The following is a 13284-nucleotide window of genomic DNA, read 5'->3' on the forward strand; positions in this document are numbered from 1 at the left end:
ACGGGCCGTGTCCTCGCCCGGGCGGAGCCGTATCCAGGGAGACCGATCCAGATGCCAGATTCCTCGCCGCTCGGCCCGCATGCCCTGCGCGTGCTCGTGATCGACGACGACCCCGAAGGCGCCCGCAGCCTCAGCGAGCTCTTCCGTTGCTATGGCTGCGCGACAGCCGTCGCCTACAGCGGCCGCGTGGGCCTGCGCCTGTCCAAGCTGTTCAAGCCGGAGCTGGTGTTCGTCGACTTCGAGATGCCGGACATGAACGGCCTGGAAGTCGTGGCCGAAGCCAAGCTCATCGACGCCGAGGAGGCGCGCCAGGTGATGTACGTGTGCCTCACCGGCGGCGGCCCGGCCATCACCGAGGAGAACGCCGGTGCCGCGGGCTTCAACCGCCTGCTCTACAAGCCGCTCAAGGTCACCGACCTGCTGGCGGTATTGCTGGCGGCAAGACCGGGCAATTTCGTGGCCGGCGCGACCGCCCCGACGATCCGCCCCGCGCGCCCCGCGTACACGGATCGCACACCGCGGCATTGAGGACCGCGCGGCGTCGCCGGCGCGCGTATCGCTTCGTTCCATCTGTCAGCCGGTGTGTCGGCACGGAGGCCGCCGGATGGGCCTCCGCGCCGATCCGGTCCTCAGCCCGCGAGGTCCTGCTCACGCAGCTCGCAGGCGCGGCTGACCTCCTGCACCGTCGCCGGCGCCGCGAGGTCGAAGCGCTCGGACAGGCCGCGCTCCAGGCGCGAGGCCCGCACCGCGCGCTTGACCGCCAGGAACACCGTGGCGGCCAGCACCAGCGGCGGCTCGCCGACCTCCTTGGAGGACAGGATGCCGTCGTTGGGACCGGCCGGCACCTGCGCGAGGTCGCGGGGGAACAGGTGGGTGTTGAACACCAGCGGGATGCTGGTCACGGCGGGCGGCTTGTAGGTCCAGGTGTTGAGCGTGTTGAGCCGGCCGGCCTCGTCGCCGGTGGGCTCGAAGACCAGCTGCTCCGACAGCACGAAGCCCGTCCCCTGCATGAAGGCGCCCTCGACCTGGCCGATGTCGACCGCCGGGTTCAGGCTCCAACCCATGTCGTAGACCAGGTCGGCGCGCAGGATCTTGGTTTCGCCGGTGAGGATGTCCACCTCCACCGTGACGCAGGCGCCCGAGTAGGTGAAGCCCATGAACTGGTCGAACTCGCCCGGGCTCTGCCCCGGCACGGCGTGGTAGCCGGCCAGGCGCGGCTGCTGGTCGTAGGGCTTGAAGCCGAGGTTGGTGCAGGGCGTCTCGCCGCCGCGCACGGGCGCGGTGAAGGCCTCCACCAGCGGTTCGCGCCGCGCGTAGGCCAGCGCCACCAGCTTCTGCCAGAGCAGCGGAGGCGGTGGGGTCGGCGTGCCGTCGGGGCCGATCACCGGAGGCAGCTCGTCGTCCGGCAGGTCGGGGCCGCCGACGCGGGCGCGCCAGCCCATGCGCGGGTAGTTCCAGAAGTCGATGCCCTGCTCGCGGCACCAGTCGGGGCCGTTCTCGTCGCGCAGGTCCTGGGCGAAGGCCGCCAGCCGGTCCCGCATGCGGGCACACAGCCGCTTGACCGCCTCGCCGTTGTAGGCGGTGCCGGTGGAGCCGCCGGTGCTGGTCGGGTTCGGGATGACCGCCGTGCGGGGCGCCATCACCTGGATCATCTCCATCGGCACGTTGAGGATGTAGGCCGCGATCTGCCGCATCTGCGTCACCAGGCCCTGGCCCATCTCGACGCCGCCCTGGTGGATGACCAGCGTGCCGTCGCCCTGGTAGATCGAGATCGTCGCCACCGCCTGCTCGAGGTTCACCAGGTTGTAGCCCGAGCCGTACTTCACCGGCAGCATCGCCACCGCGCGCTTGCGCCAGCGGTTGGCCGCGTTGAAGGCCTCGGCCTCGGCCGATTGCCGCTCGAACTCGCTCACCTGCTTGAGGTAGTCCCACACCGTGCGGATGTAGCAGTCGCCCAGCGGCTGGCCGAAGGGCGTGGTGTCGCCGAGCCGATACAGGTTCTTCTCCCTCACGTCCTCGGGCCGCATGCCGATGGCGAAGGCGGCGTCGTCGATGGCGGTCTCCAGCACCAGCTTGCTCTGCACGTCGCCGAAGGCGCGGAAGGCGGTGCTGGGCGCGGTGTTGGTGCGGCAGACATCGACCTGGCTCTCGAAGTTGGCGATCAGGTAGGCGTTCTCGGATCGGCCCTGGATGCAGTTGGCGACGATGAATGAGCAGTCGTAGAACGCGCCGCCGTCCATCCACATGCGGTTGAGCACGCCGCGCAGCAGGCCGCGGTCCTCGGCGCGGGCGCTGCCGTCGTCGATGGCCACCTGGTACTGGCCGTACAGGCCGTGGCGCTTGCCGATCATCGCGGTGTCCTGCTCGCGGGACAGCGTCAGCCGCACCGGCAGCTTGGTCGCGTAGGCGGCGACGGTGGCCGCGGCGGTGACGAACTTGGCCTGCTCCGTCTTCCCGCCGAAGCCGCCGCCCACCGGCGGCACGTCGACCTCGATGGCGTTGTGCTGCACGCCGATGCTCATGGCGGCGGTCTGATGCATCTCCATCGGGCTCTGCGTCGAGGGCCGGATGGTGAAGCGCCGGCCGTCCGCGGGCTCGACCAGCGCGGCCTGCGGCTCCATGTAGAAGTGGATCTGGCCGCCGACGCGCTGGGTGCCGCCCACCACCACGCAGGAGGCGCCGGCGAGGGTCCGCGTCGTGCGGGTGAGGGCCTTGTCCAGCGGCGGCCGCGCGTAGTCGCTCCACTCGAAGCGGCTGCCGGGCCGGGTGATGCGCCAGATGTGCGAGGGCCAGATGGCCGTCTGCGGCCAGTCGGGATAGACGCTGCCGACGGCCAGGGCGTCCTCCAGGTCCAGCACCGGCCGCGACCACCAGGGCGGCTCGCCCGCCTTCGGCGCGAGCGCGGCGTAGCGCACGCAGCGTCGCCCGACGAAGTCCGCGATCCGCCGCGCCTCGAGCTCGGAGCTCGCGAGCACCAGCGCCAGCACCTGGCCGACGTACTGCACCGGCCCGTTCGCGAACACCGGCTGGTCGCTGCCCATGCCCATCAGGTTGATGCCGCCGGCCGGGATGTTGGCCTGGGTGATCAGGTCGACGAAGCCCGGGAAGCGCTCGGACAGGTGCTGGCGGATCACGGCCAGGCGCTCGGCCGCGCGGGCGGGATCGCCGCCATCCGGCGGCAGGTCGTGGTCCGGATGGTCGAAGCGCCAGTCGGCCAGGGCCCGGGCGCTCAGCACCGGCGAGGCCTGCAGCGTGCGCGGCGGCATGGGCAGCTCATGCGCGTAGCGGACCTGGCCGCTGGCCTGCTCCATCGCCATGACCTTGATGAAGGGCTGCGCGACCGGCGCCTTCCAGGCCTGCGACTTGAAGGACTGGCGACCGGTGCTGGGCGCCCAGCGGCCCCAGGTCACCACGCCGGCCGAGCGGTCCGCCGGCGGCACCTGGCCGCCACGCGCGGTCAGCGCGTGCACGACGTCCTTGTAGAGCGCCGCCACCGCCAGGGTCGTGCGGTAGCTGTCGCTGAAGCCCTCGTCGGGCAGGCCGTGCAGGCGGTCGGCCCAGCGGGCCAGCTCCTCCTTGACCTCCTCGGCGAGCAGGCGCGCCCAGTCCTGCACGCTCGCCAGCGAGAGCCGCTGGCCGGTCATCGCCGCCGCGGTCCGCCGGGCGAGCCAGGGGTAGGGCGCGATGCCGCCGAAGCTCAGCGCCGCGCCGGTGATCTGGCCGTCCTCGCGCACCTGCAGCAGGGCGCAGTGGTTGACGATGCTGTGGGCGTTGATGTCGCGCAGCGCGACCTTCTGCGGCAGCAGCACGTCGTCGGTCGGGCCGGCCGGCCGCAGCGGCACGCGGTAGCGCAGCAGCACGAGGCGGCGGTGCAGCCCTTCGTCCTTCAGGCATTCCTCGATGAGCCCGACCAGCGACGCGTGACGCGTCCGGTAGCCGCCACGGCCGTCGAGCTCGGCCACGTCCAGCGTGGCGCCGACGGCGACCAGCGCCGTGGCGAGGTCGCTGGGGAAGGGCGCGCCGCGACGCAGGTGGGCCAGCACCAGCATGGTGTTGCCGCCCAGCGAGGCGGCATTGCGCACGATGCGGCCGGCGGTGCGATGCGCCATGAAACGCAGCGCCCCCAGCGCGGTCGAGACCGGCGGCAGCTCGGCGCCGTCGGGGCCGCGCTCGAGCTCTCCGCGCGCGCGGATCTGCGCGTCGAGCTCGTCCATGAAGCGCGCGTAGCTCATGCCGGCCGGCACTTCCAGCGCGTCCGGCGTGACCCGAGGCGGCGCGAAGAGCTCGCGCACATAGGCCAGGCTGATGCGATCGCGCGCGGCCTCGGTCTCGTCGGTGTAGACGCCGGACGAGGTGTTGCCCTGGGTGAGCCGCGCGTCGGGGTGCTCGGCCGCCATGCGGGCCAGCTCGGCCAGCGAGGTCGGCGACAGCCACAGGCCCTGGCCGCGCAGCGTGGCGCCGGAGGCGGGCTCGCGGGCCGCGTCGGGGAAGGGGATGACCAGGTCCCCGGTGGGCCGCTGCGCGGCGGCCTCGGGCTCGGGCAGGCACTTCATGCGCTCGGCCTCGTCCTGCGGCGTCCAGTCCGACGCGAAGGTGTGCATGCCCGTCACGATGGACCGATAGCCCGTACAGCGGCACAGGTTGCCGTCCAGCGCCTCCTCGATCTCGCGCTTGGTCGCCTGGGGGTGGTTGGCCAGGAACTCCGACATGTTCATGACGAAGCCCACGGTGCAGTAGCCGCACTGCGTGCCGTTGTTGATGGCCAGGCGCCAGGCGATCGGGTTCATGCCCTCCTGGCTGCGCTCGGAGGGCGCCTCGGCGAGATCGCCGCGCAGACGGGCCGCCGGGGGCGCGTCGGCGCTGCCATGCTGGCGCTGGGCCTGCAGGGCGGCGGTGAGGACCTGGTCCCGCTTGGCCACGGCCGCGTCGCGCGCGTCGGCCATGGCCGGCGGCAGCACGCCCTGCGGCGCCACGCCGCGACCGGCGGCGACCACCTGGTGCGGATGGCTGGGGTTGGGCCGGCGGACCGAGCCGGTGCCCTCGACCGTCGTGATCACCAGGCCGTTGAGGCTGGCGACCGGCCGCAGGCAGGCGTTGATGGCGGCATGGCGCGCGCGTCCGGCGGCGGTGTCCCAGTCGGACAGGATCACGGTGCAGCCGCCGCAGCCGCCCTGGCCGCAGGGCTTCTTCGGACCGACCAGGCCGACCTCGGGGCCGCGCAGGTAGTCGATCAGCAGGAGGGAGGGGGCGGGCTGGTCCAGGTCCACGCGCCGTCCGTTCAGGAAGAAGCTCACCCGCCCATCGGGGGGCAATCCGTTGTCAGCCATGTCAGAGCCTTTCGGTGGGTCGATGTCACGTCGGGCCGGTCAGTGCCTCTGACCGTGCCGGACGTCGCGACGCCTCTGACGGGCGTGATGGGAGGGGCCTCCGGCTCGTTGCGGCGGCTCGCGCCGCCGTCCCGTCCGAGCGGGGGCTGACGCATTGTTGGCGCCCGCGCGCGGCGGACGCATCCACAAGCTTGACGATCCCGAGGGCGCGCCGCGTCCCGCGGCCCCTCGCGGATCCGGCCGCTCACATCGACTCGTCCAGCATCCTGCGGTAGTCGCTGGGCGAGGCCTCGCGCGGGTTGGTCTTGTGGCAGTGGTCGTGCAGGGCGCGCTCGATGATCTGGTCGTACAGGTCGACGGTGACGCCCATCTCGCGCAGTCCCGAGGGCAGGCCCAGGCGGGCGTTCAGCCCCTTGACGGCGCCGGCGAGCTCGTCCGGCGGCGTGCCTTCCTGCAGGTTCATCGCGTGGCCCATGCGGGCGATCTTGTCGTCGCGGCGCATGGACTCGTGCGCGCCGTTGAAGCGGATCACCGCGGGCAGGAACACCGCGTTCAGCGTGCCGTGGTGCAGCCGCGGCATCAGTCCGCCCAGCGCGTGGCTGAGCGAATGCACGCAGCCCAGGCCCTTCTGGAAGGCGAGCGCGCCCATGGTGCTGGCGGCCATCATGTCCAGGCGGGCGTCGACGTCGTGCGGATGCGTCACGGCGCGCTCGATGCGGGACCAGCCGCGGCGCAGGCCCTCCAGAGCGATGCCGTCGGCTGGCGGGTTGAACGCGGAGGACATGAAGGTCTCCAGGCAGTGCGCGATCGCGTCCATCCCGGTGGCGGCGGTCAGGCCGGCGGGCAGCTTGAAGGTGAGCTCGGGATCGCAGATGGCGGACTTGGGCATCAGCTCCCAGTTGTGGAAGCCCAGCTTGCGGCCGTCGTCCACGATGATGATGGCGCCGCGCGCGACCTCGGAGCCGGTGCCCGAGGTGGTGGGCACCGCGATGACCGGGGCGACCTTGGCCGTGATGTTGCCGGCGCCGCCCAGGATGGTCGCGTAGCCGGTGAGCGGGCCCTCGTGGGTGGCGGCGATGGCGACGCCCTTGGCCAGGTCCAGGCTGGAGCCGCCGCCGATGGCGATCAGCCCGTCGCAGCGGTGGTGGCGATAGAGCTCGGCGGCCTCGCGCACGGCGGCCTCGGTGGGATTGGGCGGGGTGCCGTCATAGACGGGGAGGGCGGCCGGATCGACCGGCGAGCCGGTCCAGTCGGCGATCACCTGGTCCAGCACGCCCGCGGCGCGCACCCCCTTGTCGGTGACGATCAGGGGCTGGCGGATGCCGATGCGGGCGCATTCGGCGCCGATCACGCGGCGCGCGCCGGCTTCGAGATGGATGTGGGTCAGGTACTGGATCAGGGCCATGTCGTGTCCTCTGGCGGGCGGGGTGACGATGTCTGGGAAAATCCCGCCGTTGCGGCTCGGCGGACGGCTGAGCCTACGTCCTGGAGTTCCCGTTGAGTAGCACCTTGTTGACACCGCGGATGGCCGCGGTGCTGGAGCGCATCCACCGCGCCAACCGGCCCAAATACCAGAGCCTGTCGCCCCGTCAGGCACGCATCGCCTACCTGATGGGCGCCGAGATCCTGGACCTGCCGCGGGCCCCGCTGGCGCGTGTCGAGAATCTGGCAATCCCCGGTCCCGCCGGAGACATCGCGGCCCGGCTCTACGCGCCGTTGGCGCGCGAGGACGGCCTGGCCCGGGACCCCCGCGGCCTGCCCGTGCTGCTGTACTTCCACGGCGGCGGATTCGTCATCGGCAATCTGGAGACCCACGACAGCCTGTGCCGGCAGCTCGCGCTGCGCAGCGGCGCGGCGGTGGTGGCGGTCGATTACCGGCTCGCGCCGGAGCACCCGTTCCCGGCCGCCGTCGACGACTGCTGGGCCGCGCTGGCCTGGCTGGCGAAGACGGCCCCCGCGCTGGGGCTGGATCCGGCCCGCATCGCCGTCGGCGGCGACAGCGCCGGCGGCACGCTGGCCGCGGTCGCCGCGCTGCACGCGCGCGACATCCGGGACGAGCTTGGCGTCTCGCTCGCGCTGCAGCTGCTGATCACGCCGGGCGCGACCGCGCACGCGGACACCGATTCCCATCGCCGCTTCGCCGAGGGCCACCTGCTGGAGGCCGGCACGATCGCCTGGTTCTTCAACCAGTACATCCCGGAGGATCGGCGCGACGACTGGCGCTTCGCGCCGCTGGAGGCCGAGGACCACGCGGATCTGGCACCCGCCTGCCTGATCCTGGCGGAGGCCGATCCGCTGATCGACGAGGGCATCGCCTATGCCGACCTGTTGCGCGCGAACGGCAACGAGGTGCAGCTGGAGCTGTACCGCGGCGTGACACACGACTTCATCAAGATGGGCCGTAGCATTCCGGAGGCCGAGCAGGCGCTGGATGCCTGCGCCGCCGCGCTGCGGCAAGCCTACGACCGGGATCCCTCATGAGCCAAGACCGCACCGCGCCGACGCGCGCCAGCTTCCGCTTCCTCGACCGCCTGCGCGTGCGCTGGGCCGAGGTCGACGCGCAGCAGATCGTCTTCAACGGGCATTACCTGACCTACTTCGACACGGCGGTGGGCGGCTACTGGCGCGCGCTGGCGCTGCCCTACGCGCCGACGATGACGGCGCTGGAGGGCGACCTGTTCGTGCGCAAGTCGACGGTGGAGTACCTGGGCTCGGCGCATTACGACGACCTGCTGGACGTGGGCGTGCGGACCGAGCGGGTGGGGACCAGCTCGATGACGGTGGCCTGCGCGGTCTTCCGCGGCGACGAGTGCCTGGTGCACGGCGAGCTGATCTATGTCTTCGCCGATCCGGTGGCCCGCGTGCCCAAGGCGGTGCCGGAGCGCCTGCGCGAGCTGCTGCTGGGCTTCGAGCGGGGCGAGCTGATGACCGAGGCGCGCGTCGGTGGCTGGGCCGCGGTGGGCGAGGACGCGCAGCGCATCCGCCAGGCCGTGTTCGTCGAGGAACAGAAGATCCCGGCCGAGATGGAATGGGATGCCGCCGACGAGAGCTGCACGCATGCGGTGGCCTACAACCGGCTGGGCCGGCCGCTGGCGACCGGCCGTCTGCTGGAGCACGTGCCCGGCGTGGCCAAGATCGGCCGGATGGCGGTGCTGTCGCCGATGCGGGGCAGCCGTGTCGGCCGTCAGGTGCTGGACGCGCTCATGCAGGCCGGCCGCGAACAGGGCTACCGCGAGGTGCTGCTGCACGCGCAGCTCAGCGCCGAGGGCTTCTACACGCGGGCGGGCTTCCAGCGCCGCGGCCCGGTCTTCGAGGAAGCCGGCATCGCCCACGTGGAGATGGTGCGCAGCCTGTGAGTCCCCGCGCCGCCGCCCGGCGCGCGCAGATCCGCTGAGCCTCCGACGCCCTCTCCCGTGGGGCGTGAGAGGGCGGGGGAGAGGGTGGGAGCCCCCGCCCGCCTCGGTGGCTCAGCGCGCGGGCCCGCTCAAGCGACCGACGCGTCCCAGCCAGGCCTGGGCCGGTCCCACCAGCCAGGCGCGCGCCGCCTCCGACTGACGCAGCTGCAGGTCCAGGAAGGCCACGCTGACCTGCTGCGCGGCGATCAGGCCCAGTTGCTGCTCGTGCAGCCGGCGGTAGTCCGGCACGGCAGGTACGGGCGCCAGACGCGTCGGCCCTTCCTGGCCGCGGCCGCCGCGCCCGCCGCCGCCTCCGCCGCGACGTCCCTGTGACGGGCCCTGGTTCTGGTTGGCCTCCTCGCGGCGACGCATCGCCGCCTCGCCCTCGGTCTCCGGCCGCGGCTCGTTGCCGGCGAAGGCCGCATGGGCCACCTCGCCGACGCTGAGCAGCCAGCGCCGATCCGCCGGCATCGCCTGGAAGGGCGCCTCACGCCAGCGCGTGTCCTTGACGTTGTTCAGCAGGTCGTTGTCCTCGGGGCTGGTCAGGCTCAGCACGGGGATGGCCAGCTCGCGATAGCGCTCCGGCTGGGGCGTGGCCATCACCTGCGGGCTGATCACGATCACCGCGCGCGGCTGCAGGCTCTTGAGCGCGAGCACCGCGCCATCGGGCTGGCGTTCGCCCGCGAGGGCCAGAGCCGCCTGCGCGCCGAGCTCATAGCCCGCGACCACCGCGCGCGACCAGTCGAAGGCGCGCCACGGCGCCTCGCCCTGACGGCCCAGGCGCTGGGCCTCGGCCAGCAGCTCGTCCAGCCGCGCCAGGCGCTTGCGCATCTCGGCGTCGGCGTAATGGCGCCGGCCGAGCTCGTTGAACTCCGCCGCGCGGGCCCGGTCGGAGGACCAGGCCGCCGCGTCCTCGTCCAGCGGCTGCAGCGACAGCACCGCATAGCCGGCCGCGGCCCAGGCGCGGCGCCAGCGCAGACCGGCGGCTTCCGTCTCGCCCAGGCCCGGCAGGTAGAGCACCACCGGCCGCGGCGTCACGCCCGGGCTCCCGGCGGTGGTGATGGACAGGCGCACGTCGTCGCCGCGCAGGCGCCAGCTGATGGCCTGGATCTCCACCGGCGCGCCGGCGGGCGCGTAGCCGCTGGCCGCGAAGTCGCGTTGCTGCTGCTGTTCCTCGACCCGCGCCTTGGGGGGCGAGCCCGCGCAGCCGGCCAGCGACAGCGCCACGCCCAGCGCGATCGCGCCCAGAACGGACGCGGCCGGCGCGTGAAGGCGCCGGCCGTGGGGAAGGGAGGACGAGGAAGTCAGGCTGTCGGTCATGGGCCGCGACGCTATGCGAGGGATGTAAAGCCGCGATTGCTGGTCGCGGCCACCGGGCTGGCGCGGGATGCCCGTCCCGCGTCCGGCATGGGGATCCGGGCCGGGCGGGCGCCGCGCGCGGCCCCGCCCGCGGCGCGTCAGTGCGCGTTGCCCATCAGGGGCGCGATGTCCTCGGGCATGGGCGCGTTGAAGCGCTGCAGCACGTGACGGCTCATGCCCTTGGCGAGTTCCTCCTCGCCGTAGAACACCGTGCCGAGTTGCTCCTTGCGCAGCAGCGCGGACTCGTCCTCGCCGTGCGTGCGCAGCACGATCTCGATGCCGGGGTTGAGCTGGCGGGCCGTCTCGGCCATCTGGCGCGCGCGCATCGAGTCGGGCGTCGCCACGACCAGCATCGCCGCGTTGGCGATGTGCGCCTGCACCAGCACCATCGGGTCGGCCGCGTCGCCGCTCACTGCCGCGATGCCGCGCTTGCGCAGCGCCTCGACGGTCTCGCGGCTCTGCTCGGCGACGACGAAGGGGATCTCCCGTTCCTGCAGCGCGTCCGCGATCCGGCGACCCACGCGGCCGAAGCCCACCAGCACGACCTGACCCTCCAGGTACTGGCGCTCGGTGGTCTGCGGCAGCTCGGCGTAGGGATCGTCGCGGGCCTCGAGCTTGCGCGCGAAGGCCGAGCGCGCCAGCACCCAGGACCGCAGCGGCTTGACCATCGCGAACATCACCGGATTCAGCGCGATCGAGATCAGCGCCGCGGCCAGCACCAGGTTCATGCCCGCCTTGGGCAGCAGCCCCAGCTGCAGCCCCAGGCCCGCGAGGATGAAGCTGAACTCCCCGATCTGCGCCAGGCTGGCCGACACCGTCATCGCCGTGTTCAGCGGATAGCGGAAGGCGATCACCAGCAGCGTCGCCGCCAGCGCCTTGCCGACCATGACGATGGCCACCACGCCCAGCAGGTGCCAGGGCTGTTCCACCAGCGTCATCGGGTCGAACAGCATGCCCACCGACACGAAGAACAGCACCGAGAACGAGTCCCGCAGCGGGAGCGACTCCTGCGCGGCGCGGTGGCTGTACTCGGACTCGCGCATCACCATGCCGGCGAAGAAGGCGCCCAGCGCGAAGGACACGTGGAAGAGCTCGGCCGCGCCGTAGGCGATGCCGATCGCCACCGCGATGACCATCAGCGTGAACAGCTCGCGCGAGCCGGTGCGCGCCACCTGCCACAGCAGCCAGGGCAGCACGCGGCGGCCCACCACCAGCATCAGCACCACGAAGGCGGCCATCTGCGCCAGGGTCTCGGCGATGGTGCGCCACAGCGGGGCGCTGCTCGAGGTGTCCAGCGAGGCGCCGCCGAGCACCGGCGCCAGCGGCGGCAGCAGCACCAGGATCAGCACGGTGGCCAGGTCCTCGACCACCAGCCAGCCCACCGCGATGCGGCCGTTGACCGATTCCAGCGTGCCGCGCGCCTCCAGCGCCTTGAGCAGCACCACCGTGCTGGCGCAGGACAGCGACAGGCCGAAGACCAGCGCCGCGCCGGTCGACCAGCCCCACCACAGGGCCAGGCCCATGCCCAGCAGCGTGGCCGCGCCCATCTGGACGATGGCGCCGGGCAGGGCGATGCGCTTGACCGCCATCAGGTCGCCCAGCGAGAAATGCAGGCCGACGCCGAACATCAGCAGCATCACGCCGATCTCGGAGAGCTGGGCCGCGATGCCCACGTCGGCGACGAAGCCGGGCGTGGCCGGGCCGATGATGATGCCGGCGATCAGGTAGCCGACCAGCGCGGGCAGCTTGACTCGCTCCGCGATGAAGCCGAAGACCAGGGCCAGGCCGAAGCCCATGGCCAGGGTCGAGATGAGGGAGACGTTGTGTTCCATCAGCGCGCCTCCCCGGAACCGGCGACGGCGCGGAAGGCCTCGCGGTGGCGGGGTCCCTGCGCGAAGGCGCTCAGGGCGGCGGCGATGTCATGCTCCGCGGCGGCCGGGTCGGGCAGCCCGGGGCCGTAGATTTCCATCCAGGTGCTGAACACCGGATCGTTGTCCTGGCGCTGCAGCAGCCGCACCGGACGACCCTCCCGGGCCTGCTCGAAGGCGGCCTGCGCGGCCGCCAGCTGGTCCGCATGGACCTTGTAGTAGACGTAGAGCTCGATCGACGCGGCGGCGGCGGTCGAGCGATCGGCAGGATGGGCGGTGCGCGTCGGCGGCGAAGAGGTCATTCAGGGGCTCCAATGAGGTAGGGAAGGGGACGGGGGCTCAGCAGCGGGCCTTGCGGGCCGCCCAGGTGCAGCGTGCCGGACTCCAGCGCGGCCAGCTTCACCTCGGCCAGCAGCAGCGGGCGGCCTTCCTGGCGGCCGAAGCCGGCCACCATGCCGGCCGGCTGCTCGCCGTCCTCGCTATGGAAGATCTCCTGGCCCGGGCGGACGTCGGCGTCGACCCCGTCCAGCGCGAACAGGTGGGTCCGGCGCTTGATCGTGCCACGGTACTGGCTGCGGGCGACGATCTCCTGGCCGGGATAGCAGCCCTTCTGGAAGTTCACGCCGCCGATCAGCTCGAAATTGATCATCTGGGGGACGAACTGCTCGACCGTGCCCTCGCGGACCCAGGCCAGGCCGGCGGTGACGTCCAGGCCCTGCCATTCCTCGGGGTCGATCAGCGGCAGCGCCGGGGCGGGCGCGGCGGCCGGCTGCAGCAGCAGGAAGCGCGGCGTGAGGCCGTCGTCGGGCAGGCGGGTGGCGTAGCCCTCGCCGCCGTCGGCCAGGGCCAGGCGGCCCACGGACCAGACCTCGGCCGGCGCGGCCTCGCCCAGCCAGTCGCGCGCCTGGGCGCCGGACAGGCCCCAGACGGCCCAGGCGGCGCTGTCGTCGCTCAGCTTGGTCTTGGCGCGCAGCACGAACATGGACAGGCGCTTGACCGTCGCCGGCAGGACTTCCGCGGGCAGCGCCATCAGCACCGACTGATCGTCCGGCTTGATCGCGAGCATGCTGGCCAGCAGCCGGCCCTTGGCCGAGCAGAAGCCCGCCAGGCGCGCCTGCCGCGGGGTCTGGAGGGCCAGGTCTTGCGTCAGCTGGCTGTGCAGGAACTTGGCCGATTCCTCGCCCTGGGCGCGGATCACGCCCCAGTCGGCCAACCGGACGGCGCCCAGGGCCGAACCCGGGACGGCGGGAGATGCATGGTGGAGGTCTTCGATCATGGGGCCGATTATCATCAGCCCCCGCATCACATGAGAGGCGTTGGGTCTTGGCACGCGCG

The 13284-nt window shown here is 72.6% G+C and carries 9 protein-coding genes; 3 read left to right on the top strand and 6 right to left on the bottom strand.

Translation table 11 applies throughout. The features are described 5' to 3' along the window. Window positions 1-51 precede the first annotated feature (51 nt). The gene (locus tag MCHT01_RS08130) at window positions 52-528 is read left to right on the top strand and encodes a response regulator (protein WP_067064473.1); all 477 of its coding nucleotides are present in this window, start codon (window positions 52-54) and stop codon (window positions 526-528) included. 101 nt (window positions 529-629) lie between these two features. On the opposite strand, the gene MCHT01_RS08135 is transcribed toward MCHT01_RS08130, so the two are convergent. Continuing rightward, window positions 630-5327 carry a molybdopterin cofactor-binding domain-containing protein gene (locus MCHT01_RS08135; RefSeq protein ID WP_067064475.1) on the bottom strand — a complete coding sequence of 1566 codons (4698 nt, stop codon included), beginning with the start codon at window positions 5325-5327 and terminating at the stop codon, window positions 630-632. Between the two features lie 244 nt (window positions 5328-5571). Next, window positions 5572-6732, bottom strand: a complete 1161-nt coding sequence (gene gbd, locus MCHT01_RS08140; RefSeq protein ID WP_067064477.1) for a 4-hydroxybutyrate dehydrogenase — start codon at window positions 6730-6732, stop codon at window positions 5572-5574. 119 nt (window positions 6733-6851) lie between these two features. On the opposite strand from gbd, the gene MCHT01_RS08145 reads away from it, so the two are divergent. Beyond that, entirely contained in the window at window positions 6852-7808 is a 957-nt protein-coding gene (locus MCHT01_RS08145; RefSeq protein WP_067064479.1) for an alpha/beta hydrolase, read from the top strand. Continuing rightward, complete coding sequence (locus tag MCHT01_RS08150) at window positions 7805-8683, top strand: YbgC/FadM family acyl-CoA thioesterase (protein WP_067064481.1); 879 nt, start codon at window positions 7805-7807, stop codon at window positions 8681-8683. The genes MCHT01_RS08145 and MCHT01_RS08150 overlap by 4 nt, the downstream gene beginning before the upstream one ends. A gap of 111 nt (window positions 8684-8794) precedes the next feature. Here the strand turns inward: MCHT01_RS08150 and MCHT01_RS08155 are convergent, their stop codons facing one another. The 4 genes from MCHT01_RS08155 to ygfZ form a co-directional block, all read right to left on the bottom strand. Further along, window positions 8795-10042: an alpha/beta hydrolase gene (locus MCHT01_RS08155; RefSeq protein WP_067064483.1), complete on the bottom strand. Its 1248-nt coding sequence runs from the start codon at window positions 10040-10042 to the stop codon at window positions 8795-8797. Window positions 10043-10179: 137 nt separating this feature from the next. Then, window positions 10180-11913, bottom strand: a complete 1734-nt coding sequence (locus tag MCHT01_RS08160) for a cation:proton antiporter domain-containing protein (RefSeq protein ID WP_067064484.1) — start codon at window positions 11911-11913, stop codon at window positions 10180-10182. After that, window positions 11913-12251, bottom strand: coding sequence for a DUF4936 family protein (locus MCHT01_RS08165; RefSeq protein WP_067064486.1), 339 nt, complete (start codon window positions 12249-12251; stop codon window positions 11913-11915). The genes MCHT01_RS08160 and MCHT01_RS08165 overlap by 1 nt, the downstream gene beginning before the upstream one ends. Beyond that, a complete protein-coding gene (gene ygfZ, locus MCHT01_RS08170; RefSeq protein ID WP_067064488.1) occupies window positions 12248-13225 on the bottom strand; it encodes a CAF17-like 4Fe-4S cluster assembly/insertion protein YgfZ in 978 nt (325 codons plus the stop codon). The genes MCHT01_RS08165 and ygfZ overlap by 4 nt, the downstream gene beginning before the upstream one ends. Window positions 13226-13284: the final 59 nt, after the last annotated feature.

The sequence above is a fragment of the Mitsuaria chitosanitabida ATCC BAA-476 = NBRC 102408 genome, from assembly GCF_001598255.1.
Lineage (GTDB): Bacteria > Pseudomonadota > Gammaproteobacteria > Burkholderiales > Burkholderiaceae_C > Roseateles > Roseateles chitosanitabidus.

Excerpts from the sequence above, each read along its gene's own strand:
- MCHT01_RS08130 (WP_067064473.1), top strand. The coding sequence starts at position 52 with ATGCCAGATTCCTCGCCGCTCGGCCCGCATGCCCTGCGCGTGCTCGTG.
- MCHT01_RS08135 (WP_067064475.1), bottom strand. The coding sequence starts at position 5,327 with ATGGCTGACAACGGATTGCCCCCCGATGGGCGGGTGAGCTTCTTCCTG.
- gbd (WP_067064477.1), bottom strand. The coding sequence starts at position 6,732 with ATGGCCCTGATCCAGTACCTGACCCACATCCATCTCGAAGCCGGCGCG.
- MCHT01_RS08145 (WP_067064479.1), top strand. The coding sequence starts at position 6,852 with ATGGCCGCGGTGCTGGAGCGCATCCACCGCGCCAACCGGCCCAAATAC.
- MCHT01_RS08150 (WP_067064481.1), top strand. The coding sequence starts at position 7,805 with ATGAGCCAAGACCGCACCGCGCCGACGCGCGCCAGCTTCCGCTTCCTC.
- MCHT01_RS08155 (WP_067064483.1), bottom strand. The coding sequence starts at position 10,042 with ATGACCGACAGCCTGACTTCCTCGTCCTCCCTTCCCCACGGCCGGCGC.
- MCHT01_RS08160 (WP_067064484.1), bottom strand. The coding sequence starts at position 11,913 with ATGGAACACAACGTCTCCCTCATCTCGACCCTGGCCATGGGCTTCGGC.
- MCHT01_RS08165 (WP_067064486.1), bottom strand. The coding sequence starts at position 12,251 with ATGACCTCTTCGCCGCCGACGCGCACCGCCCATCCTGCCGATCGCTCG.
- ygfZ (WP_067064488.1), bottom strand. The coding sequence starts at position 13,225 with ATGATCGAAGACCTCCACCATGCATCTCCCGCCGTCCCGGGTTCGGCC.